This is a genomic window from Mycobacterium numidiamassiliense (assembly GCF_900157365.1).
Taxonomy (GTDB): domain Bacteria; phylum Actinomycetota; class Actinomycetes; order Mycobacteriales; family Mycobacteriaceae; genus Mycobacterium; species Mycobacterium numidiamassiliense.
Genome location: NZ_FUEZ01000004.1, coordinates 1,784,424 through 1,807,573, shown reverse-complemented (window position 1 = coordinate 1,807,573; position 23,150 = coordinate 1,784,424). Strand labels below are relative to the sequence as shown.

Genomic DNA, 23,150 nt, shown 5'->3' with positions numbered 1-23,150 from the left:
AACTGCACAACCGTAGAGTCCGGCTAAACGACCAGGGACCAGAGTCAAGAACAGTGGATTTCTCGTACCCCGCGGAAGTGGAGCAGTTCCGCACCCAGTTACGCGAGTGGCTGTCCGCGAATCTGACCAGTCAGCTGATCGCCGCTCGACGCCTCTCCGGCTCCGACGACGCGGCCTTCGAGAAACAGCGCGAGTGGAATCGCACGATGGCCGACGCCGGCTGGGCGGCCGTCTCCTGGCCCCGGGAATACGGCGGTCGAGGGGCGACCGTGCTCGAGCAGCTCGTCTACACCGAAGAGACCACCCGGGCTCGGGCTCCCATGCCGCTCAACGTCATCGGGATGAACAACATCGCTCCGGCCATCATGCAGTACGGCACTGAATCTCAGAAGACGACGCTGCTCCCCCGGATGATGCGCGCCGACGACATTTGGTGCCAGGGCATGTCGGAGCCAGAAGCCGGGTCCGATCTCGCCTCCTTACGCACCAGGGCGGTGCGCAGTGCCGGTCCGCAAGGCGACGACTTCGTCGTCAATGGCCAGAAGATCTGGACGTCGCTCGGGCATCGGGCGCAGTGGTGCCAGCTGTATGTGCGCACCGACCCAGAGGCCCCGAAACACAAGGGGATCTCCTGCCTGATCGTCGACATGAGGCTGCCCGGCATCGAGGTCCGACCACTCGTCACGCTCAACGGCGAAACAGATTTTGCCGAAGTGTTCTTTCACGATGTGCGAGTGCCGGCCGACGCCCTGCTCGGACCGCTCAATGCGGGTTGGCAGGTGGCGACCACCACGCTCAGCCACGAGCGAGCCGGGGCCGCGCGGTTGTACACCGAAATGCACGTGCGGCTGGAGGAACTGGTGGATGACATCGCCGCGCAGGGCGACCTGCTCGATGACCCGGTGACCTTGCGGCGCCTCGGCGAAATCGCGCTTCGCATCAAGTATCTCGAGGTGCTGTGCCAGCGATCCATCTCAGCGACCCTGCACGGCGGATCAGAACATGCGGCCTTTGGGACGGCCAGCCTGGCCAAATCCGTGTGGGGTGAGATCGGACAGGAGATGGCTGCGCTGGCCTTCGACGTGCTGGGTGCCCGCGGCGAAAATGCTCCGTGGGCGAACTACCGCCTGACGTCGCGCGCACTGACCATCGCAGGGGGTACGACTCAGATCACCAAGAACATCACCGCGCAGCGGGTACTGGGGCTGCCGCGCAAATGAACCTCGAACTCACCGACGAACAAGCGGCACTGCGCGAAACGACGCGACGCTTTCTTGCTGAGAGGGCACCGATTTCGGGCCACGTGCGCCGACTGCTCGACGACCCGACCGGCGTCGACGAAGCGGTGTGGCGCGGTCTTGCCGACCTCGGGACGACCGGGCTGCTGGTGCCGGAGGAATTCGGTGGAGCCGGCATGACCATGGTCGAGGCTGGAATCGTCGCCGAAGAACTCGGCGCCGCCCTGCACCCGGGGCCGTGGCTGTCGACCGCCGTCGCGGCGACGCGGGCCCTGACCCGGCTCGGCACCAACGGCGATGCCGGCAAAATTTTGACCGGGATCGCCGACGGGACCACGATCGCCACCGTCTCCCTGAGTCGTGCGAACCCCGCCGTAGAGGTGGACGAGCAAGGTGACGAGACCGTGCTGCGCGGCGAGATCGCCGGCATGCCCGACGCCGCGGCGGCCGACATCCTGCTGGTGTTTGCCGAGGACTCAAGGGGCATAGGGCTTTTCGCGGTGGATGCCGACTCGGCCAAAGTTTCGCTCGCACCCGAGCGCGGTATCGACCAGACGCGCAAGCAGTTTCGCGTCACGCTTGACGCGGCGCCGGCGCGTCGCTTGGCTGTGGCTTCGTCAGACGACGTCGCGGCGGTGATTGACGATGTGCTGATTGCCACCGCCGCAGACGCGCTCGGCGCCGCACGGGCGGTCATGGACCTCGCGGTCGAATACGCGAAAGTCAGAAGGCAATTCGGTCAAGTGATCGGTTCGTTTCAGGCGGTCCAGCATCTGTGCGTCGACATGTACGAGACCGTCGAGCTCGCGCGCAGCGGCGTAATCCACGCGCTGTGGGCCGCCGATGCCGACGTCGCATCCCCGGGGGCCGACTCCGCATCCGGCGAACGGCATCTTGCCGCGGTGCGGGCGAAGGCGTTCGCCGGGCGATTGGCGACCGTGGGTGACACCGCCATCCAGGTGTTCGGCGGCATCGGTTACACCTGGGAACACGATGCTCATCTTTACCTCAAGCGCCTGCTGAGCTGGAGCGAGCTTCTCGGCAGCCCCGACCGGTATCTCGCCGAACTCGGTGCGCGCCTGAAGAACAGAGGTCGATGATGGACATCGAATACCTGCTCACCGCTACCCGTTCGGCGCGCAAGACGCTCGACCTGGACGCGCCCGTCGACCACGCCGACATCCGCGAGTGCTTGCGCATCGGCCTGCAGGCCGCCAACGGCTCTAACCAGCAGGCGTGGCGATGGCTGGTGGTTTCCGACCCCGCGCTGCGGACCGAGATCGCCGAGCTCTACCGCAAGTCATACCTGCTGCGCGTCGGCGGCGAGCTGTTCGCCGACAAGATGCCGGCCGGCACCCCCGCGACCCGCCTGATGTCCTCGACGGAGTGGCTGGTCGTCAATATGGCAAAGGTGCCACTGCTGGTAATCCCTTGCTACGAGCCGTACTTGCCACGCATCGACGGGGACGAATCGTTCCACTTGGCGACGCTGTACGGCTCGATCTTCCCGCCCGTGTGGAACTTTGAGCTGGCCTTGCATACCCGGGGCTACGGGACGTGCATCACGACGCTGCACCTGCAGTACGAGAGCGAAGTGCGGCAACTGCTGGGCATCCCGGCGACCTACACCCAGGGCTGCCTGCTACCTGTCGGGCGGCTACGCGCCGGGCACACATTCTCACCGGCCATCCGCCGGCCGGTCGAGGAAGTGGTCGCGCTGGACCGCTGGGACGGTCCTGCCCTCTAGAATGGGTTCGTCACCGCCCTAAGCTGCGGGTTTCCAAGGTGGCAGTCTGATAGCCTTTACCAAAGATTTGGTTCAGGTCTCTTTCCTGGGAGGACTGGCTAGCCATGGCCAAAGCCGATGCACTGGCGAAGGGCAGGCGGCCGGCGACCGATCGATCAGATCAGAGCGGCGACGACGTCGGCACCCGGCGCACCGAGATCCTGCAGACCGCGGCGTCGTTGATCGCGTCGTCGGGATTGCGAACGTCGTTGCAGGAGATAGCAGATGCGGCCGGAATTCTGCCGGGCAGCTTGTATCACCACTTCGAATCCAAAGAGGCAATCCTTGTCGAGCTGATCCGGCGTTACCAGGAGGATCTGGATCGCATCGGCCGAAACGCGCAGGCGAGGTTGGACCAAGCCGACTCGCGATCGGCATACGAGAAGATCGTTGACCTGGGATCGGCCATCGCCAATTGCGCCGTGCAACATCGGGCTGCGCTGCAGATGTCGTTCTACGAAGGACCGAGCACAGATCCCGAACTGATGGCGCTGACGCGTCAGCGCCCCAACGCAATTCAAGAGGCGATGCTGCAGACGCTGCGCGCCGGCAGGTGGAGCGGCTACATCAAGCCCGACATCGACCTGCCCATCCTGGCCGACCGTATTTGCCAGACCATGCTGCAGGTCGGGCTCGATGTGATGCGCCACAATTCGTCCGGCGACCAGGTGGCCGAGTTGTTGTGCCGAATCATCTTGCAAGGATTGGCAATTCGGACGCCCACCGATTCAGCGCTGGACCGGTCGAATGCCATCAGCGCCGCCAACGACGCGATCAAGACGTGGGCCGACGACAGCACCGCCGATCCCAGCGACAAGGCGGCGCATGTCCGCGCGGTCGCGCGAGCGGAGTTCGGGCGCAAAGGGTACGAAGTCACCACGATCCGGGATATCGCATCGGCGGCCGGCCTTGGCACCGGAACGGTCTACCGAGTGATCGGGTCCAAGGACGAACTCCTGGACTCGATCATGCGTTCATTTGGGCAGAAGGTCGAGGCGGGCTGGGTGAGTGTGCTGCGCGCCGACGCGACACCCATGGAGAAGCTGGACGCACTGTGCTGGGTCAACGTCAACGCGCTCGACCAGTTCTCCGACGAGTTCCGCATTCAGCTGGCGTGGATGCGGCAATCGCCGCCGACGGCCAACCCGGGCTGGTCCTACACGACGCGCCTACGACAGATGAAATCACTGCTCTCCGAAGGAATCCGGTCGGACGAGATCTACATTGACGCTCCCTCCACCGCGATGCTGGCCCGTTGCGTCATCGGCCTGCAGTGGATACCGGAAAACATTCTTCGCGCCGTCGGCAAGCGGGCGGCGCTGGTACACACCCGAGACACCTTTTTGCGCGGTGTCGCGGTACGCAGCAAGTAAGACCAAATTCAATCCGCCCCCGGTATTGAACCAAATAACTGGCACCCATACAGTTGGGCCATTAGAACCGGGTTAGCGGTGAATGAGAAGGGGATTTCCATGTCAATTGTCGATCGGTTGCGCTACGACGGTAAGCGCGCACTCGTTGTCGGCGGCGCGACCGGCATGGGCGCGGCCGCAGCCAAGTCGGCCGCGGAGCTCGGCGCCGAAGTCATCGTGCTGGACTACGCGCCGGTGGACTACGACGTCGCCCAGGCGGTGCAGGTGGACCTGCGCGACCCTGCCTCGATCGACGCCGCGCTCGAGCAGATCGAGGGGCCCATCCACGCTCTCTTCTCCGCAGCCGGGGTGGCCGACGGCACGACCGACCTGTTGAAGATCAACTTCATCGGCCACCGCCACCTCATCGAGCGGCTGCTGGAAAAGAACCAGCTGCCCAACGGCTCGGCGATCTGCTTCATCTCGTCGGTCGCCGGCATGGGCTGGGAGAACGACCTGGAACTGATCAACGAGTTCCTGGCCACGCCGGACTTTGCGGCGGCCGAGGCCTGGTCCAAGGCCCACGAGTCCGAGGGCATCATTCACTACGGCACCAGCAAGAAGATCATCAACCAGTACGTGGCCACCCAGGGCTACCCGCTGCTGAAGAAGGGCATCCGCATCAACGCGATCTGCCCCGGCCCGACCGACACCCCGTTGGCCCAGGCCAACGCGGACCTGTGGCTGTCCTTCGCCCAGGACTACCGGGATGAGACCGGCTCCAAGGTCCACACGCCCGAGCAGATGGGCGACGTCATGGCGTTCCTCAACAGCGACGCCGCCTCTGGCATCAGCGGCATCACGCTACTGGTGGACACCGGACACACGATGGCGTCGGTGACCGGGTCGTACGCGCCGGGCAAGCCACTGATCGACCTGATCATGGGCAAAGTCAAGCTCTAGCCCACTTACGCCTCGCGTAGCGTCGGGGGCATGGCACGGGTCATCCTCATCGGCGGGCACGGCAAGGTCGCATTACAGCTCGCCCGCATCCTGACAGAGCGCGGCGACGAGGTCACCTCGGTGTTCCGCAACCCCGATCACTCGGACGATGTCGCCGATACGGGTGCCGACCCGGTGGTGGCCGACATCGAACGTCTGGACACCGACGCGCTGGCCGATCTGGTCTCCGGGCATGACGCCGTCGTTTTCTCCGCCGGAGCTGGCGGCGGCAACCCGGAGCGTACCTACGCCGTCGACCGGGATGCCGCGATCCGGACCATCGACGCCGCCGCCCAGGCGGGAGTGGGGCGGTTCGTCATGGTCTCCTACTTCGGCGCTGGCCCGGATCACGGTGTGGCGCAGGATGATTCGTTCTTCGCCTATGCGGAGGCTAAAGCCGCCGCCGATGCGTATCTGCGGTCCAGCGAACTGGCCTGGACCGTGCTGGGGCCCGGCCGGCTGACCCTCGAGCCAGCCACCGGCAAGATTGCGCTCGGGAAGGGCAAGGGCGAAGTCTCGCGAGCCGACGTCGCGCTCGTCGCCGCAGCCGCCCTGGCCGACGACTCGACCATCCGGCGGACTATCGAATTCAACAACGGAGACATCCCAATCGCGTCAGCGCTTGCGGACTGACTAAACTCCGGCTTGCAGCTGGTTTGCAGTCGCCGCACCACGCGGCGCCTGTATCGAGCGAAACATGTTAGCCATGCTTCGTAAGAGGGAACCCGGTGAGAATCCGGGACTGTCCCGCAGCGGTATGCAGGAACGAAAGCCGTTAACAGCACTGGTCACCCGACTGGGAAGCGACGGCCGGTAGGAGCACCACCCGGTGCGCGCCTGCGAGTCCGAAGACCTGCCAGCTGCGCCGGGCGCACCCGCGCCCGGCGGCTCATCGCCTCGTGGAATGGGCGTTTGGCTGCAGCCGTTGCGGTTTACGTACCTATATGTACCTAGAGGTGTGAACCGCGTCCGGATCGGCTGCACGTCCGCCGGCGGTGACCACCCCGTCGATTTAAGGACGAACGAAACCGTGACCCCCCAACCATTTACCGCAACCATTGTCGGCTCCCCGCGGATCGGCCCCAAGCGTGAGCTCAAGCGCGCCACCGAGGGTTACTGGGCCGGGCGCACCAGCCGATCGGACCTGGAGTCCGTCGCGGCCACCCTGCGCCGCGACACCTGGGCCGCCCTGGCCGCCGCCGGGCTGGACTCGGTGCCGGTGAACACTTTCTCCTACTACGACCAGGTGCTCGACACCGCGGTCATGCTCGGCGCCCTGCCGGCCCGGGCCGCGCAGGTTCCCGACGAGCTGGACCGCTACTTCGCTGCGGCACGCGGCAACTCCGACGTCGCGCCGCTGGAAATGACGAAGTGGTTCGACACCAACTACCACTACATCGTTCCCGAGATCGAGCCCGCGACGACGTTCTCGCTGAACCCGGCAAAGGTGCTCGCCGAGCTGAAAGAGGCTCTTGGGCAAGGCATTCCCGCCCGCCCGGTCGTCGTCGGGCCGATCAGCTTCCTGCTGCTGAGCAAGGCCGTCAACGGGGGCGGCGCGCCGATCGAGCGGCTGCAGGAGCTGGTGGGAATCTACTCCGAGCTGTTGTCACTGCTTGCCGACAACGGCGCGCAGTGGGTCCAGCTCGACGAGCCCGCGCTGGTGACCGACATCTCCCCCGACGCGCCCGCGCTGGCCGAGGCGGTCTACAACGCACTGGGCAAGGTGGCCAACCGGCCCGCCATCTACGTGGCCACCTATTTCGGTGACCCCGGCGCGTCGTTGGCGGGCCTGGCCCGCACGCCCGTCGAGGCGATCGGTGTCGACCTCGTCTATGGTGCCGACACCGCGATCGCGGCGGTGCCCGAGCTGTCCGGCAAGACGCTGGTGGCCGGTGTCGTGGACGGACGCAACATCTGGCGAACCGACCTGGAGGCGGCGCTGGGCAAGCTGGCGACGCTGCTGGGTTCGGCGGCCCACGTCGCGGTCTCGACGTCGTGCTCCACGCTGCACGTGCCGTACTCGCTGGAGCCGGAGACGGACCTGGACGAAACGCTGCGCAGTTGGCTGGCGTTCGGGCAGGAGAAGGTCGCCGAGGTGGTGACACTGGCCCGGGCCCTGCACGGCGGACTCGAGGCGGTCGCCGACGAGATCGCGGCCTCCAACGCCGCCGTCGCCTCCCGCAAGCAGGACCCGCGGCTGCACAACGACGCGATCCGGGCCCGCATCGACTCCATCGTCGCGTCCGGCACGCACCGCGGCGACGCGGCCGACCGCCGCTCCAGCCAGGAGGAGCGGCTGCATCTGCCGCCGCTGCCGACCACCACGATCGGGTCGTTCCCGCAGACCGTCGAGATCCGCAAGGCCCGCGCCGCACTGGTCTCCGGTGAGATCGACGAGGCCGAGTACAAGCGCCGGATGCAAGCCGAGGTCGCCGACGTCATCACGCTGCAGGAGCAGCTCGGCCTCGACGTGCTGGTGCACGGTGAGCCGGAACGCAACGACATGGTGCAGTACTTCGCCGAGCAGTTGGACGGCTTCTTCGCCACCAAGAACGGCTGGGTGCAGTCGTACGGCAGCCGCTGCGTGCGCCCGCCCGTTCTCTACGGTGACGTCACCCGCCAGCACCCGATGACGGTGGAGTGGGCCACGTACGCGCAGTCACTCACCGACAAGCCGGTCAAGGGCATGCTGACCGGGCCGGTAACGATCCTGGCGTGGTCGTTCGTCCGCGACGATCAGCCGCTGGCCGACACCGCCAACCAGGTGGCGCTGGCCATCCGCGACGAGACCGTGGATCTGCAGGCCGCCGGCATCGCGGTCATCCAGGTCGACGAGCCGGCGCTGCGCGAGCTGCTGCCGCTGCGTCGCGCCGAGCAGGACGAGTACCTGCGCTGGGCCGTCGGGTCTTTCCGGCTGGCAACATCAGGTGTCGACGACTCGACGCAGATCCACACCCACCTGTGTTACTCGGAGTTCGGCGAGGTGATCGGGGCGATCGCCGACCTGGACGCCGACGTGACGTCCATCGAGGCGGCCCGCTCGCACATGGAGGTGCTCGACGACCTGAACTCGGTCGGCTTCGCCAACAGCGTCGGGCCGGGCGTCTATGACATCCACTCGCCGCGGGTGCCGAGCACCGACGAGATGGCCGCATCGCTGCGCGCGGCGCTCAAAGCCGTTCCGGCGGGGCGGTTGTGGGTCAACCCGGACTGCGGCCTGAAGACCCGCAAGACCGACGAGGTGACGGTGTCGCTGCAGCACATGGTCGCCGCCGCGCAGGAAGTCCGCGCGGGAGTTTAGGCCTGGGGAGCCTCCGGCTCGACGGGTTCTTCGGCAGCATCCGACAGCACCTGGACCGGCACGTCGTCGGCCCAGGGCTGTCGGGTCACCATGTCGGACACCTTGACGATGCCGCGCTCGAACTCGCCGGTCGCGGCGTCCACCAGTCGGTAGGTCTGCGTCTGCTTGTGGATCGGCTGTGCGTCGAGTAGGACGACGCGCACCTCGCCGGGCGCGAAGCGGCAGCGCTGCTGCATCGCGGCGATCAGCTGCTCGTTGTGCATGTGTCCGTCGCCGAAATTCCAGCCGATGGCGGTGCTGCAAATGCGTTCGCCGTCCGTGAGGACGTAGTCGTCCTCGTTCTCGCCGGCCATCGCCCGATGCGCCAGCGTGAACAGCGCCCGGCCGTGAGTGTTCATGGCGCGGAACGCATATCCGAGGTACATCGGGATCTGAGCGCGCTCCTTGCCATACACCTTCTCCAGCTGGGCCGCGGGCATGCTGGCGATCGAGACGATGTTGTGGGCGATCTTCTTGTCCGCAGACGGCTTGATGCACCACAGCGTGGTGTCCCAGTTGCCCGCGTAATAGCGCATGCCCGGCAAGAACGAGATCTTGCGCGGGAACAGGTTGCCGGCGATCACGATGCTGGCGATGAAGGCGATGAAGATCCCCACCGCCACAGGGTGTTTCAGGTCGGTCAGGCCCGCATGCGCGTGGCCGACGAACAGCGACAGCACGCCGAAGATCATGAACACGTTCCACTCCAGGGGCACCCCCATCGGAATGGCCGTCAGGATCCCGAGATGGAACAACACCATGATGGCCGCGGGCACCGCGGTCCACCAGCCGCCGTGCGCGACGAATAGCGCGATGGGCACACACATCTCGACGAAGGTGCTGACGTGGGCGAACACCCGCGACAATCGCCCGGGCCGCAGGTCCTCGGGGAACTTCTCGAAGAATGCCCGCTTGATGAACCGGGGCCGGAACAGCGGATTGTTGGACATCATCGTCGACATCACGAACGGGAAGTGCTTGTTGAGCTTGGAGGTCGCCGCGCCTATCCAGATGACCAGGAACACCAGCTTGGCGGCGACGACCATGTCCGCGCCGAACAGGAACGTCACCGCCAAAGACGCGTAGACCTCACCGCGGGCGGCCAGGAAAATCACCTTGTCGCGCAGCCCCAGCACCCCGAGCAGCACCAGGATCAGCACGATCCGCCACGTGGGTATCAACCCAACATGGGTGGCCAGCCCCGGCACCGGGCCGGTGCCGTCGGCGAACAGCGTCAGAAAGGTCACCAGCAAAAACAGGCCATACAGCGCGACATCCACCAGGGTGCGGGCGGTGCCCTTGGTCGCCGGGACGCGCCTGGGCCACGGGGGCAGCCGGATGGTGTCGGGCCGCAGCCAGTACAGGATCGAGCCCATCGGCGGGTTGAACCGGTTGTTCAACGGCCCGAAGCCACAACCGAGGCCGATTACCTCGAACAGCATGGTGTAGAGCACAACCTTCTCGAACACGATCGGCTCGGCGTACCAGGACATCACGTCGGTGAACGCCAACCCGCGAGTGGTCGGCACCGCCAATAGCCACGCGAACAGGATGTACAGCAGGATTTTGCCGACGTAGAACAGGTGCATCACCACCGGCGTGCCGAAGCCGACCTCGGCCCAGTGCTTGGCCATCGGTCGGATCTTTTCGCTGCGGGTGCCCTTGCTCCACTCTTCGATGTCGATCTGCGGCAAGTCGGGCTGGAGAAATCCCATGGTGCACAGACTAGAACGCGTTCTAGGCATGCGGTCGCATTCCCCACCCAAAACCCCGTGACCCCAATATCGTTTGCTCGCTGTTTGGGCGGCGGATAGCGTGATGAAAGAAGTGGCCTTTCACCGTGCGCGCTGCCCGGTAGCCACTGAGGAGATGCCCGCTATGAACCGACGCCGGTTTCGCAGATCAGCACTGGCAGTCGTCGCCGCCTTGGCGATCGGGGGGATTGCCGGGCCGGGTACCGCCGGGGCCCAGGCTCCCTCGCCGGGCGATTCGTGCACTGTGCTGCGTGCCACCACGCAGGACGCCAATGGCCGCACGATGTGGTGCAACCCGACGATGACCGGGGACCACAGCCTGGTCTGGCAGTACGGCGGCCCGGGCGACTAGCCGGCTTGCCTGAACGCGAGTGAATGACATCGACCAGCTCGCACGGCGATTCGAGGTGAGCTTCGAAATTGCTAGTCCGCCAATACATTTCAGTTCTCCCGCGTAGGTGCAACTGCCCGCTGCGGCTCGTCCACCACGCCCTTGCCCGGCCAGGTCAATTCCTGACCCAGATCGCCCAAATGCCGCAGGCATCGATCTCAACGACGCCGAGGCGATCGTGCCGATCGGCGCCGGCTGCAAGATCTGCGACCGTCCCGCCTGCCCGCAACGCGCCTTTCCCTATCTGGGCCACCCCGTGCGCGTCGACCCGCACTCGAGCACCGAACTGCCGTACCCGCCGGCGATCGCGCCGTAGCCCTGAACCAGTCGTGAAATCCGGGCGAACACAGCGCCGCCCGGTCGCAATCGGAGTAGTTTGCTGCTGGGCACACCGATGCGGGCGAGGAGCCGGTCATGGCGGACGTCGATTATTGCGTGGTCGGGGCGGGATTCGCGGGGCTGACCGCCGCGTTGCGGCTGAAGCAGGCGGGCCGATCGGTGGCCTTGCTGGAGGCACGCGACCGGGTGGGCGGCCGGACATTCACCGTCACCCGTGACGACGGAAGCTGGATCGACCGCGGCGGCGCCTGGGTCGGCCCTGGACAGGACCGCATCCACGCGCTGATGGACGAGTTCGGCGTCCCGGAATACAAGCAGAACCACGACGGCGACGCCATGATGATCGTCGACGGCAAGAAGCACCGCTACGGCGGCACCATCCCGTGGAGCATGAGCCCCTGGGCGGTGACCAACCTTGGCGTCGGTTTGACCGTCCTGGAAGAGATGTGCAAGGCGGTTCCGCGCGAATCGCCGTGGGAGGCCAAGAAGGCCGACGAGTGGGACCGGATCAGCCTGGCCGAATGGATCGAGAAGAACAGCCTCTCCAAGCAGGCCCGCGAGATGCTGGACATGGCCTTGGCCGGCACCTACACCTCGGCGGCGTCGGAGACGTCACTGCTGTGGATGCTGACGCAGATGGGGTCGGGTGGCGGACCCGGCTTCGTCATCGGCGGCAAAGGTGGCGCCCAGGATGCCCGGCCGGTCGGCGGGATGGGTGCCATCTACCGCCCGATGGCCGCCGAACTTGTTGACGCACTTCATCTTTCGCAACCGGTGCAGCAGATCAGTCAGGACGCGGATGGCGTGACGGTCAGCGCGGCGGATGTGACCGTGCGGGCCCGGCGGGTCATCGTGGCGATCCCGCTGGCGATCGCCACCTCCATCGTCTACGAGCCGGCGCTCCCCGTTGATCGGGCATTTCTGCACCAGCGCATGCCAAGCGGCGCGGTCATCAAGGTCTCGGTCATCTACGACGAGCCCTTCTGGCGGGCGGACGGATTCTCCGGGCAGTCCTCCTCGCCGAACTCCCCCGCCACCCTGACCATCGACGCCTGCACAGACACCGCCGACCCGGGGATCATGTGCATCATCACCGAAGGGCCCGCGGCGCGCCGCCTCACCAAGCTGGACGAGGCGGAGCGCAAAGCGGTGTTCATCGGCGAACTCGTCGACCGGTTCGGCAGCAAGGCCAAGACACCGCTGGAATTGCACGAGCAGAACTGGACGGTCGAGCGCTACTCCGGTGGCGGGATGATCGGCCACGCCCCCACCGGCGTGCTGACCCAATTCGGTTACACGCTGCGCCCGCCCTGCGGTCGCGTGCACTGGGCCGGAACCGAGAGCTCGGCCGTCATGTGCGGCTGGATCGACGGTGCGGTCCGCTCCGGTGAGCGCGCCGCGTCCGAAGTGATGGCGGCAGAAACCGCTGCGGTCAGTTAGACGCCCAACGGCAATTCGTTGACCCGGCAGCCTGATTCACGACGCCCCGTCCGTACTCGCCGCTGCGATCACCACCTGAGCGGCACACAATTCGGAATCCAATCGTCGAAAATCGCGCCCGACGACGGGTCGTAGGGTCGGGGATGCCACGCTTTGGGGACATCGCCACCTTTCCAGTCGAACCAGAAGAACGGGACCTCGGCAAGCCAGACCTCAAAGAAGGCGCCCAGTAGATCCCGCGCCAGGTGCGACGCCGGACACCGATAAGGACCTCCCCCAAAACTCCAATGCCGATGCGCGCCATCCAGTTTCATGTCGTGACCGGACAAGTCGTCGGACTCGTCGCGGTGAATCAGTCCGACACACAACTCGACGGGGGACCCGGCTGGGATTGTCGTTCCGCCGATCGTCACACTGCGAGTCGTGATTCGTGAAACGGTCTTCGCCCCGCCCTCCAACCGCAGCAGCTCCTCGATGAAACTGCTTTGCCAGCGTGGATTTTCGCGTAGCTGCTGCTGAAGCATCGGCCTCCGCGCCAGTACCGCCAGTCCGACCTTCATGGGGAACGACGCGAACCTCAAACCCCGGGCCACCGACCCCATCAGCCCGAATATCTCTTCGTTGGTGAGCGGTTCGGCGGCGAGGCGGCTGATCACATCAGGGCCACCCGGCGGCGCCTGGCGGATCTTCCCAACCAGCTCCGCGCCGACCGTTTCCAGAGCAATGTCCGACGGCAGCCCGCACACCATTACGAATGCTGCGCGCCAAACGATGTCAGCGACACGCGCACCGTCGCAGCGGTCCAGCTTCGTCGCAATGGCGCCGACGCATTCTTCGATGACTCCACGTACGGGTTTCAACATTTCCAGCGAACTGCCCGGATTGAACAGCTCGAGCAGGATTTCCCGGTACGGCCCGAAGGGCGGATTGCCGGGCATCACTTCGCCCTGCCGGCTGGCGAAAACCTCGCCATCACGTACGGCGGCGAGTACATCATCGCGTCGCCATAACACGTACGTGCCGTGCGGCTCCCGCAACACTCTTTGGCCGGCCCGCTCAGCGGCGGCCAGCCACTCCCGATAACCCGCCGCTGCATCCTCGTCGGACCGCATGACTTCCTGCGCGGCCTCGACACCGGACCCGGTCAACGCGCACCACCGACTTCCACGATCGGCGGGCCGCGGACCACGCACCAACGGCCCCACCCGCAACTCCGACGTCGCCACTCTATCCTCAAGATCGGCCACGCCGCCGCGCGTACCCGTTGGCATGGGGGCGGGTTCGCCGTGGAGACGCCACCCGCAGCGCGGGCCGAGCGGCAGGATCCGGACCCTACCGCTGCCGCTTGGCCGCTGGGCCGCCGGGCCGCTGGGCCGCTGGGCCGCTGGGCCGCTGGGCCGTCAAACCACTTGCGTCACTGGCGTTTCTATGGCCGCAAGCCAGGGGTTCTTGTCGGTGGTCGGCGATAGCATTCGAACATGGGTCGAGTGGTCGAGAAGAGGTCGAAGCGGACTTCGCCACGTTGCACGACGTGGTAGCGCGCATCGTCGGCCACTCGTACGACGCGCTAACCACTCCGGAGCGATTGGTCCTGTTGGAAAAACTCGAACACGAAACTCGACGCCTCGCATTCCCACGCCACGAGTTGATCAACCAGGTCGCCGAGCAAGCCACGCCCGAGGAGTTCGGCGGCAAACTCTCCCACGCGTTGGCCGACCTGCTGCACATCAGCCGCGCAGCGGCCGCTCAGCGGGTGGCTGACGCCGCCGACCTGGGGCCACGCCGCGCGATCACGGGCGAACCGTTAGAGGCACGGCTGCCCGCCACCGCGGCCGCACAGCGCGACGGCTCTATCGGGGACGGTCACGTTGCGGTCATTCGCCAGTTCTTCGACCAATTGCCTCACTGGGTCGACGTGGAAACCCAGCGATGCGCCGAGCAACACCTTGCTCAGCAAGCCGTCCGGTTTCGCCCCGAACAGGTCCGGAAGCTGGCAGACCGACTCACCTATTGCCTCAATCCCGACGGCACCTTCACCGATACCGACCGTGCTCGACGCCGCAGCCTGGTCCTGGGCGTACAGGACATCGACGGCATGTCGCGCCTCAGCGGCTGGCTGACCCCCGAAGCCCGCGCCACGCTCGAGGTGGTGCTCGCCAAGCTGGCCGCACCTGGCATGTGCAACGCCGACGACCAAACGCCAATCGTCGACGGCACGCCCGGGGAGGAATCCATCAAGCGCGACACCCGCTCGGCAAATCAGCGAAACCACGACGGATTGCAGGCAGCGCTGCGCGCGACACTGGCGAGCGGAAAGCTCGGCCAGCACAACGGCATACCGGCCACCATCGTCGTGACCACCACATTGGAGCAACTGGAATCAGCGGCCGGAAAGGCGAGCACCGGCGGCGGAAGTCAGTTGCCGCTGAGCGATGTGATCCGGCTGGCCAGCCATGCCCACCACTATCTGGCGATCTTCGACGAAGCCACGCCGATCGGGCTGTATCACACCAAACGAATCGCCTCGACTGGACAACGAATTGTGCTCCACACCAAGGACCGTGGGTGTACAGCACCCGGCTGCGACGTACCCGGTTACCTCTGCGAAGTCCACCATGTCGACGAGTCCGCCAGCTGCCACACCACCGATGTGGACAACCTCACCTTCGCGTGCGGATCCCATCATCGGCTGCTCAAACCAGGCGGCTGGACCACCCGAAAACGTGCGAACGGCGACACCGAATGGATCCCGCCACCGCATCTGGACTTCGGGCCTTTGCGAGGCCGACCGCGGACCAACACCTTCCACCACCCGGAGAAGCTGCTCGGTGAGGAAGGCGACCCGTAACTACCCGGCTTGCTTAGCCGGTGGGCGGTAGAAGATCAGCAGCTGGCCGAACGCGCCGGCGAGGCCGAGCCCCAGCGAGATCAGCAGGCCTTGCCATCCGTCGAACCAGTTCTTCCCGAAGATCACCCAGTCCAGGCTGAATCGTCCGGGCCCTAGGGTGGCCACCGTCACGGCTGCGGCCGCGAGAACGAGGTTGTACTCCCAGCCTTCCTTGACGATGAAGAACCCGTTGTGGCGATGCACCGTCCAGGCGGCGACCAGCATCAACGAGACGAACCCCGCGGCCGGGATGGGGGTGAGCAGCCCCGCGGCCAGGCCGAGTCCGGCCGAGATCTCGGTGGTAGCGGCCACGGTGGCGTGGAACTTGCCCGGCTTCATGCCGATGCTCTCAAACCACCGCGCGGTGCCCGGGATCCGGCCGCCGCCGAAGAACTTGTTATAACCGTGCGCGGCCATGGTCACGCCCAACACCAGCCGCAGGATCAGTAACCCAACGTCATACGGAGTCATAGCTGCAAACCTAGATCATCGGTCTCGGGCGGATAACAGCAGCGGCAAGCCGGTGTGTCCGCTCCCCCGTGTGGAAACATAGCGGGCGTCCCGCGTTTGCCCGACCCGTAGCCGAACCAGGAGGGGGTGCACCACGACTCGTACCTCACGAGACGGAGGCACTTCCCACGGCACCCCCGAAAACGCACCCGTGGTGTTGCTCAACGGCGACGCTAACCTTCCGCGGCAGATTCTGGGCAACAAGGGTCACGGCATCAACGCGATGCGCCGGCAGAATTTGCCCGTGCCGCCGGCCTTCTGCATCACCACCGAGGTGGGTCTGCGGTTTCTGGACGACCCCACGGCGGTGATCGACGCCATCTGGGACGACGTGCTCGCTCAAGTGAAATGGCTGGAAGCTCACACCTCGCGCACGTTCGGCCGGGGCCCGCGCCCACTATTGGTCAGTGTGCGCTCAGGGGCCACGCAGTCGATGCCCGGAATGATGGACACCATTCTGAACGTGGGCATCAACGACGACGTCGAGCAGGCACTGGCCGCCTGCGGGACAACGGATTTCGCTCAAGACACCCGGCGGCGTTTCACCAGCATGTATCAGCGCATCGTGGGCACCGAATCGCAGACCGTGCCCGACGACCCGTACACGCAATTGCGAGCCGCCATTGTGGGCGTGTTCGACTCGTGGCACTCTCCGCGCGCGGTTGCCTACCGCGCACACTATGGCCTGGACGATCGGGGCGGTACGGCCGTGGTGGTGCAGGCCATGGTATTCGGCAACCAGGGCCCCAAATCCGGAGCGGGGGCATTCTTTTCACGCAACCCGATCACCGGCGTCAACGAACCGTTCGGCGAGTGGCTGCCCGGTGGCCAGGGTGATGACGTGGTGTCCGGGCTGGTCGATGTCGAGCCGATCACCGCCCTGCGCGACGAGCAACCGTCGGTGTACGACGAGCTGATCGACGTGGCCGCCAACCTGGAGCGGCTCGAGTCCGACGTGCAGGAGATCGAGTTCACCGTCGAAAACGGCAAATTGTGGCTACTGCAGACGCGGGCCGCGGAGCGGTCGGCGCAGGCGGCGGTGCGACTCGCGTTGCAGTTGCACCACGAAGGGCTCATCGACGAGGCCGAGACGTTGCGCCGGGTGACCCCCGCGCACGTAAGCGCCCTGCTACAGCCCGCGCTCCAGCCTGAAACACGTTTGGCTGCACCACTTTTAGCGAAGGGCTTGTCCGCGTGTCCCGGTGTGGCATCGGGTAAGGCGTATGCGAAGGTCGACGCGGCACTGGATGCCGCCGACCGGGGCGAGCACGTCATCCTGGTGCGCGACCACACTAAGCCCGAAGACGTGCGGGGCATGCTGGTCGCGCAGGGCATTGTCACCGAGGTCGGCGGAGCGGCCAGCCACGCCGCGGTCGTCAGCCGCGAACTGGGCCGGGTCGCCGTGGTGGGCTGCGGTCACGGAGTCGCCGCGGCGCTCGACGGCAAGCAGATCACCGTCGACGGCTACGAAGGCGAAGTACGCGAGGGCAATCTGACGCCGACCGCGTGGTCGGAGAACGACACGGCGGAGTTGCGCGAACTGGCCGACATGGCGCGACGGGTCAGCCCGCTGCGTGCGCACGCCGCCGGTGACCACCCGAGGTGCGATGACAGCTCCGACGCCGCGGTACGCGCTGCGCTCGACGGTGGGCAAACCGATGTGGTGTCGCCCTCGCCGCTGATCGTCATGCTGGCCGCGCTGCGCCTGACACGCGAGGCCGACCAGTGAGCGAATTGGCTGTGCTGCAAGCGGTCCGGCTGAAGGGCCGGGTAACTGCCGACGACCTTGCCGCGACTTTGGACCAGGATCCGGCCACCCTCACCGGGCTCGTCGAGCGCCTGGCCGAGTCCGGGCTTCTGGTCGACGGGCCGACGCTGCGCATCAGTCCCGACGGCCGGTCCAGGCTCGACACGTTGCTCGCCGAGGAGCGCGCCGGCATCGATTCCAGCGTGATCACCGCCGCCTACGACGCCTTCCGCTCCGTCAACGTCGATTTCAAAGCCCTGGTCACCGACTGGCAGCTCAAGGGCGGCCCCGCGGGCACGCCCAACACCCACGACGACGCCGACTACGACGCCGAGGTGTTGGCCCGCCTCGACGAGGTACACGCACGGGTGGTGCCGATCATTGACGAGGCCGCAACACAATTGCCACGACTGAACGCCTATTCGTCGAAATTGTCGGTGGCACTGCGCAAAATCAATGCCGGCGAGACCACGTGGCTGGCCAGGCCGCTGATCGACTCCTACCACAGTGTCTGGTTCGAGCTGCACGAGGAACTCATCGGTGCCGCCGGTCTGACACGTGAAGAGGCAGCCAAATCTGGTGACGCGCAATAACTTAGAGTGCGGCGTCCAGACGATCCAGATAGTCGTCGATGTCGGCGATCGCCGACTCTGCCGCGTTGACACTGATCGCGATCGTCTCGCCGATGCCGTGCACCCCGTGCGTCAGGCCCATCGCAGGCGACAGTGGTGGATAGGTGGCCGTCAATGCCACCGGAAGACCGCCAAAATTCAGATCGGCGGGACCACGATTATTGCTGGACACCACGGTGTTTCCCAGCACCTGCGTGGGCCGGGCATCGGGGTCGAACAGCGAGACACCCCAGCGCAGCAGCGGGGCGGGTACCGCGGCGAAGGCCCGGTCGGCTGAACGCTTCGCCGGATGTTCGAAACGGCGCCTGCCGTCGGCCAGGTCGGCCGCGATCCGCTGCACCCGGGCATCCCAATCAAGCTGTGGGTAAAGTCCGACGACGACATTGCCGAAATGGTTATATGCGTGTGGCACACCGGGTTTAGCCATCGGCACCTCCGCACCCAGCGAATCGGCCGCATCGCCGAACAAATCCGAGAGTGCGGTGGACACCGCGGCCAGCACCGCGACGGTGACAGTGGGACCCGGCATTTGCGAGCGGTGGCGGACCAAGGTACGCATCGAGCGGGCGCCGGCCGGAGGCGCGTTGGTGGGCAGCAGCGGCCGGTAGCCGATCCCCGGCGCCAGCAGCCCCGCCTGGGTATCGCGAACCAGCTGGCGATGCGTGCGGGCCGCGTCGAGGGCCCGCCAGGGCAAAAAGCCCGCCGGTATTGGCCGCACCTCGGGCAATGGGACAGCCCGCCCGAAGAGCCAAGCCCCCATCGCCGAAGCACGAACGCCGCCAGCCAACGCATGTGGATACTGCCAGAGCACAACGGTGCCCGGGCCGTCGACGCCCGGGACACCGAAGACCGGCGTGAATACGTGCACCCGCCAGAGCATCTGGCGTATGTCCAACTGGTCATCGGCGAGGCCGACAATGGTCGCCAGGCAGCCGTGCCAGCTGCGGTCGACCAAGTCGTGGCAGACCACCTGCTCGCGGCGGACCGGCGCGGGCACCCACTGCGGATAGGTCAGCGGGCTTCCGTCGTGGACCCGCATGGTCAGATCGGGACACGCGCGGGCCCGGCGACAGACCTCGTCGATCGCAGCGCCGAGATCGGCGGGCTCGCCATCAAATGCCCAGAGCTGGAAGTCGTCGCTGGGGACCTTGGCCGCCATCCAATAGAACTCCGCATCGACGGCGGCCATCCGGTGCGCCGCCATGGGAGTCAGTCGGCCGCGCCGATGAACGCCAGCACCCGTTCGGCAACCTTGGCCGGCTGTTCGAGCTGCAGGAAATGCCCGGCGTGATCGACGATGCTCACGTCGCTGCCGGGCGGGAGTACCTTCTCGGTCCAGTGCGCGAAAGCCGGTGTCATGCAACCGTCGTCGCGACCATGCAGATATAGGCTCGGCAGGATGGGCGCCTCGGTCCACAACCGGTTCAATTCGGCATACCGCTGCGGCGGTCGGGTGTTGCGCACAGTGGCCCGGTAGGTCCCCAGCGCCGCCCGCCAGCTCTCCGGTGTTCCGATCGCGGCGTCGACATGGCGGAGGTCTTCCTCGGCGCCGCGATAGCCCGGCGACCACCGGCGCCACAGCAACGGCAATATCCAGCGGGCGGAACGCTCGGGCAGGACAGGCAATTGGAAGTACAGGATGTACCAACTATGCAGCAGCTGGCGCGGCAGCTGGCGGACCAGTCGGCCGCGCTCGCTCACCCGGCCCCGGAATCCGGCCGAGACCGGCAGCGACATGATCACCGCCTTGGCGAACGGGCTGTTGGGCATGGCGGCGAGGCCGGTGGCTGCCAGCGCGCCCCAGTCATGCCCGATCACCACGTCACGGTCGGTGCCGCCGGCGGCCGCGCGCACTCGCAGCGCGTCGTCCATGATGGCGCCACCGTGATAGCTGCCGTCGTCCGGGATCGATGAGGGCGCGTACCCGCGCATGAACGGCGCGACGACCCGCCAGCCAGCTTGGGCCAGCAGCGGGGCGAACTTGCGCCACCCATAGGCCGTGTCGGGGAAGCCGTGCAGGCACAATGCGATCGGGGCGTCGGGCCGACCCCAGGTCAGCGCCTTCAGATCGCCGGGCGGGCCCGGCACGTCGATCCAGCGTGGCTCAGTCATCGCTCTCGCTCCCTGTTCGGCGCGTCCGCACGGACCAACCTAACGCGTGCGACTCAGCGACCGCACCAAAGGTCGCGAAAAATTGCTAAAACTCGATTCCACCAACGGTTTTCGCGTTCGCGAACGGCTTCTACTCCACTGCCCGCTCCAGGTCGGCAAGCACGATCTTGCGCATGCCGTACATCGCCTTGGTGGCGGCGGTCGCCCGGGCCGGATCCGGATGGCTGACCAGCTCATAGAGCCGCTGCGGCACGATCTGCCAGCTCAGCCCGAACCGGTCCTTGCACCAGCCGCACTGCGATTCCTCGCCGCCGTCGGTGAGCCGGTCCCAGTAGTAGTCGACCTCGTCCTGGTCCTTGCATTCCACCGTGAACGACACCGCTTCGCTGAACGGGAACTGCGGACCGCCGTTGATTCCGATGAACCGCGTTCCGTCCAGCACGAACGCGCCGGACAGCAGGTCGCCGGATTGGCCCGGTCCCGCGTCGGTGGCCCGGTTGACCTCCTCGATCCGCGAGTTCGGGAACACCGAGCTGTAGAACGTCACCGCCTCCTCCAGGTTGTGGTCGAACCACAGCGTGGGCGTGATCGGTGGCATATTCGGCTCCTCATTTGTTGGGGTCATTTCACAGTTAGACCCCGCCAATCGGCGGATGTCATCGGCCCACTAGGTAACGTCAGCTCGATGAGCACGGTGAGCAGCGGTTTCCAGACGGTCGAGTATGCCGGTGTCGGCGGGATCAGGCTGGTCGCCGACGAATGGAACCGCGACGCCGATACCACTGGGCATCCGACGATCCTGATGCTGCACGGCGGCGGCCAGAACCGTCATTCCTGGAAGAACACCGGCCAGATCCTGGCCGACAGCGGCTACCGCGTCATCGCGCTGGACAGCCGCGGACATGGTGACAGCGACCGCGCGCCGGGTGCGGACTACGCCATCGAGACGCTGACGGCCGACGTGCTGCTCGTCCTCAAGGCGATCGAGGGCCCGGTGGTGCTGATCGGGGCCAGCATGGGCGGGTTGACCGGCATCCTCGCCGCCCACCGGGCCGGCCCGACCAAGGTGACCAAATTGGTCCTCGTCGACGTGGTGCCCCGATTCGAGAAGAACGGCAGCGCCCGTATCCGCGATTTCATGATGAGCGGGCTGGACGGTTTCGAGACTCTCGAGCAGGCAGCCGACGCCGTTGCCGCCTACCTCCCCTACCGCGAGAAGCCGCGTAGCCCCGAGGGGTTGAAGAAGAACCTGCGCTTCCGCGACGGGCGCTGGTTTTGGCACTGGGACCCGGCCTTCATGACCAAGCCGGGCGACGACCCCGAGCTGCGTACCGAAAACTTCGAACAGGCGGCCAAGCACCTGACGATCCCCGTGTTGCTGATCCGCGGAAAGCTATCCGACGTGGTCAGTCCGGAAGGCGTCAAGTATTTCCTGGCCACCGTGCCCCGCGCGGAGTTCATCGAGCTGTCCAACGCGGGCCACACCGCCGCCGGCGACGACAACGACGCGTTCAGTGAGGCCGTGGTGAAGTTCGTCAGGCGGCCGGCCGGCTCATCAGGCCGCTGAACGGCTGGTCGGCCGGCATCAGCCGCCCACACCCGGTTTCTCGGCGTGGCCCCCGAACTGCTTGCGCATGGCCGACAGCGCCTTGTTGGCGAAGTCGTCGAGGCTGCGCGAGGCGAAGCGGGACTGCAGTGCGGTCGTGAGCACCGGCGCCGGCACACCCTCGTCGATCGCCGCGATGGCGGTCCACCGGCCCTCACCCGAATCGGAGACGCGTCCGGAGAACTCCGACAGCGTGGGCGATTCGTGCAGGGCGATCGCCGTCAGGTCCAGCAGCCAAGAGCCGACGACGCTGCCCCGGCGCCACAGCTCGGCGACGTCCTCGATGTCGAAATCGTATTGGTAGCACTCCGGGTTCGACAGCGGCGCGGTTTCCGCGTCGCCCGCCTCGACGCGCTTGCCGATGTCGGCGTTGCGCAAGATGTTCAGCCCCTCGGCGAGCGAGGCCATCATGCCGTACTCGATGCCGTTGTGCACCATCTTCACGAAGTGCCCGGCCCCTGACGGGCCGCAGTGCAGATAGCCCTTTTCGGCTTGCGCGACCTCGCCGTCGCGGCCCGGGGTGCGCGGCGCGGCGTCAACGCCGGGCGCGATGGTCTTGAACAGCGGCTCGGCGTGCGAGAACGCGTAGTCGTCGCCGCCGATCATCAAACAGTAGCCGCGTTCACGGCCCCACACCCCGCCACTGGTGCCGCAGTCGATCAGGTGAATCCCCTTCTCGGACAGTAGCTTTGAATGCTTCAGGTCGTCGCGGTAGTAGGAGTTACCGCCGTCGATCACGATGTCGCCGGACTCCAGCGTCTTGGCCAGCTCCTCGATCACCGACTGGGTGATCGTGCCCGCGGGGACCATCACCCACACGATCCGCGGCGCGGTCATTTTCTCCTTGAGTTCCTCCAGGGAATACGCGCCGGTGGTGTTCGGCTCATCGGCCATCGCCTTGACCGCGTCCGGGTTGTAGTCGTACACAACAGTTTCGTGGCCGTTGTCGGCCACGCGGCGAGCGATGTTCGCACCCATTCGGCCGAGGCCGATCATTCCTAACTGCATTTCTCC

At 66.3% G+C, this 23,150-nt stretch carries 20 protein-coding genes, 1 pseudogene and 1 riboswitch; of the genes and pseudogenes, 14 read left to right on the top strand and 7 right to left on the bottom strand.

The features are described 5' to 3' along the window. Window positions 1-53: 53 nt before the first annotated feature. The 7 genes from MNAB215_RS17275 to metE all read left to right on the top strand — a co-directional run bounded on the left by MNAB215_RS17275 (window position 54) and on the right by metE (window position 8,679). The gene (locus MNAB215_RS17275) at window positions 54-1,220 is read left to right on the top strand and encodes an acyl-CoA dehydrogenase family protein (RefSeq protein ID WP_077079914.1); all 1,167 of its coding nucleotides are present in this window, start codon (window positions 54-56) and stop codon (window positions 1,218-1,220) included. Next, window positions 1,217-2,338 carry an acyl-CoA dehydrogenase family protein gene (locus MNAB215_RS17270; RefSeq protein ID WP_077079913.1) on the top strand — a complete coding sequence of 374 codons (1,122 nt, stop codon included), beginning with the start codon at window positions 1,217-1,219 and terminating at the stop codon, window positions 2,336-2,338. The genes MNAB215_RS17275 and MNAB215_RS17270 overlap by 4 nt, the downstream gene beginning before the upstream one ends. Further along, window positions 2,338-2,985 (top strand): nitroreductase family protein, encoded by a 648-nt coding sequence (locus MNAB215_RS17265; RefSeq protein WP_077079912.1) that lies wholly within the window; start codon window positions 2,338-2,340, stop codon window positions 2,983-2,985. The genes MNAB215_RS17270 and MNAB215_RS17265 overlap by 1 nt, the downstream gene beginning before the upstream one ends. Before the next feature lie 104 nt (window positions 2,986-3,089). Then, a complete protein-coding gene (locus MNAB215_RS17260) occupies window positions 3,090-4,397 on the top strand; it encodes a TetR/AcrR family transcriptional regulator (RefSeq protein WP_077079911.1) in 1,308 nt (435 codons plus the stop codon). Window positions 4,398-4,496: 99 nt separating this feature from the next. Then, window positions 4,497-5,339 (top strand): SDR family oxidoreductase, encoded by an 843-nt coding sequence (locus tag MNAB215_RS17255; RefSeq protein ID WP_077079910.1) that lies wholly within the window; start codon window positions 4,497-4,499, stop codon window positions 5,337-5,339. 30 nt (window positions 5,340-5,369) lie between these two features. Beyond that, window positions 5,370-6,011, top strand: coding sequence for an NAD(P)H-binding protein (locus MNAB215_RS17250; protein ID WP_077079909.1), 642 nt, complete (start codon window positions 5,370-5,372; stop codon window positions 6,009-6,011). 38 nt (window positions 6,012-6,049) lie between these two features. After that, window positions 6,050-6,253, top strand: a riboswitch (cobalamin riboswitch). Window positions 6,254-6,408: 155 nt separating this feature from the next. After that, entirely contained in the window at window positions 6,409-8,679 is a 2,271-nt protein-coding gene (metE, locus tag MNAB215_RS17245; RefSeq protein ID WP_077082097.1) for a 5-methyltetrahydropteroyltriglutamate--homocysteine S-methyltransferase, read from the top strand. Here metE and MNAB215_RS17240 read toward each other — a convergent pair. Continuing rightward, complete coding sequence (locus MNAB215_RS17240; RefSeq protein ID WP_077079908.1) at window positions 8,676-10,433, bottom strand: DUF3556 domain-containing protein; 1,758 nt, start codon at window positions 10,431-10,433, stop codon at window positions 8,676-8,678. The genes metE and MNAB215_RS17240 overlap by 4 nt on opposite strands. 163 nt (window positions 10,434-10,596) lie before the next feature. Between MNAB215_RS17240 and MNAB215_RS17235 the strand changes: the two genes are divergently transcribed. The 3 genes and pseudogenes from MNAB215_RS17235 (at window position 10,597) to MNAB215_RS17225 (ending at window position 12,642) form a co-directional block, all read left to right on the top strand. After that, window positions 10,597-10,824, top strand: a complete 228-nt coding sequence (locus MNAB215_RS17235) for a hypothetical protein (RefSeq protein WP_077082096.1) — start codon at window positions 10,597-10,599, stop codon at window positions 10,822-10,824. Between the two features lie 75 nt (window positions 10,825-10,899). Further along, window positions 10,900-11,179 (top strand): annotated as a pseudogene (locus MNAB215_RS17230) (short-chain fatty acyl-CoA regulator family protein); the annotation flags it as partial. A 98-nt stretch (window positions 11,180-11,277) separates the two neighbouring features. After that, window positions 11,278-12,642: a flavin monoamine oxidase family protein gene (locus tag MNAB215_RS17225; RefSeq protein ID WP_077079906.1), complete on the top strand. Its 1,365-nt coding sequence runs from the start codon at window positions 11,278-11,280 to the stop codon at window positions 12,640-12,642. A gap of 68 nt (window positions 12,643-12,710) precedes the next feature. On the opposite strand, the gene MNAB215_RS17220 is transcribed toward MNAB215_RS17225, so the two are convergent. Then, window positions 12,711-13,889, bottom strand: coding sequence for a cytochrome P450 (locus tag MNAB215_RS17220; RefSeq protein ID WP_165691583.1), 1,179 nt, complete (start codon window positions 13,887-13,889; stop codon window positions 12,711-12,713). A gap of 284 nt (window positions 13,890-14,173) precedes the next feature. Here MNAB215_RS17220 and MNAB215_RS17215 point away from each other — a divergent pair, with 284 nt between their 5' ends. Further along, window positions 14,174-15,490 carry an HNH endonuclease signature motif containing protein gene (locus MNAB215_RS17215; RefSeq protein ID WP_245830343.1) on the top strand — a complete coding sequence of 439 codons (1,317 nt, stop codon included), beginning with the start codon at window positions 14,174-14,176 and terminating at the stop codon, window positions 15,488-15,490. Here the strand turns inward: MNAB215_RS17215 and MNAB215_RS17210 are convergent, their stop codons facing one another. Continuing rightward, window positions 15,491-16,000 carry a DoxX family protein gene (locus tag MNAB215_RS17210; RefSeq protein ID WP_077079904.1) on the bottom strand — a complete coding sequence of 170 codons (510 nt, stop codon included), beginning with the start codon at window positions 15,998-16,000 and terminating at the stop codon, window positions 15,491-15,493. A 190-nt stretch (window positions 16,001-16,190) separates the two neighbouring features. Here MNAB215_RS17210 and MNAB215_RS17205 point away from each other — a divergent pair, with 190 nt between their 5' ends. After that, complete coding sequence (locus MNAB215_RS17205; RefSeq protein ID WP_077079903.1) at window positions 16,191-17,768, top strand: pyruvate, phosphate dikinase; 1,578 nt, start codon at window positions 16,191-16,193, stop codon at window positions 17,766-17,768. Beyond that, window positions 17,765-18,379: a MarR family transcriptional regulator gene (locus MNAB215_RS17200; protein ID WP_077079902.1), complete on the top strand. Its 615-nt coding sequence runs from the start codon at window positions 17,765-17,767 to the stop codon at window positions 18,377-18,379. The genes MNAB215_RS17205 and MNAB215_RS17200 overlap by 4 nt, the downstream gene beginning before the upstream one ends. A 1-nt stretch (window position 18,380) precedes the next feature. On the opposite strand, the gene MNAB215_RS17195 is transcribed toward MNAB215_RS17200, so the two are convergent. The 3 genes from MNAB215_RS17195 to MNAB215_RS17185 all read right to left on the bottom strand — a co-directional run bounded on the left by MNAB215_RS17195 (window position 18,381) and on the right by MNAB215_RS17185 (window position 21,128). Beyond that, window positions 18,381-19,622, bottom strand: coding sequence for a WS/DGAT domain-containing protein (locus MNAB215_RS17195; RefSeq protein WP_077079901.1), 1,242 nt, complete (start codon window positions 19,620-19,622; stop codon window positions 18,381-18,383). 5 nt (window positions 19,623-19,627) lie between these two features. Next, the gene (locus tag MNAB215_RS17190) at window positions 19,628-20,530 is read right to left on the bottom strand and encodes an alpha/beta fold hydrolase (RefSeq protein WP_077079900.1); all 903 of its coding nucleotides are present in this window, start codon (window positions 20,528-20,530) and stop codon (window positions 19,628-19,630) included. A 130-nt stretch (window positions 20,531-20,660) separates the two neighbouring features. Further along, a complete protein-coding gene (locus tag MNAB215_RS17185) occupies window positions 20,661-21,128 on the bottom strand; it encodes a VOC family protein (protein WP_077079899.1) in 468 nt (155 codons plus the stop codon). A gap of 87 nt (window positions 21,129-21,215) precedes the next feature. On the opposite strand from MNAB215_RS17185, the gene MNAB215_RS17180 reads away from it, so the two are divergent. Then, window positions 21,216-22,097, top strand: coding sequence for an alpha/beta fold hydrolase (locus tag MNAB215_RS17180; protein ID WP_077079898.1), 882 nt, complete (start codon window positions 21,216-21,218; stop codon window positions 22,095-22,097). An 18-nt stretch (window positions 22,098-22,115) separates the two neighbouring features. Here MNAB215_RS17180 and gnd read toward each other — a convergent pair whose 3' ends face one another. After that, window positions 22,116-23,144, bottom strand: a complete 1,029-nt coding sequence (gene gnd, locus MNAB215_RS17175) for a phosphogluconate dehydrogenase (NAD(+)-dependent, decarboxylating) (protein WP_077079897.1) — start codon at window positions 23,142-23,144, stop codon at window positions 22,116-22,118. Between the last annotated feature and the right edge of the window lie 6 nt (window positions 23,145-23,150).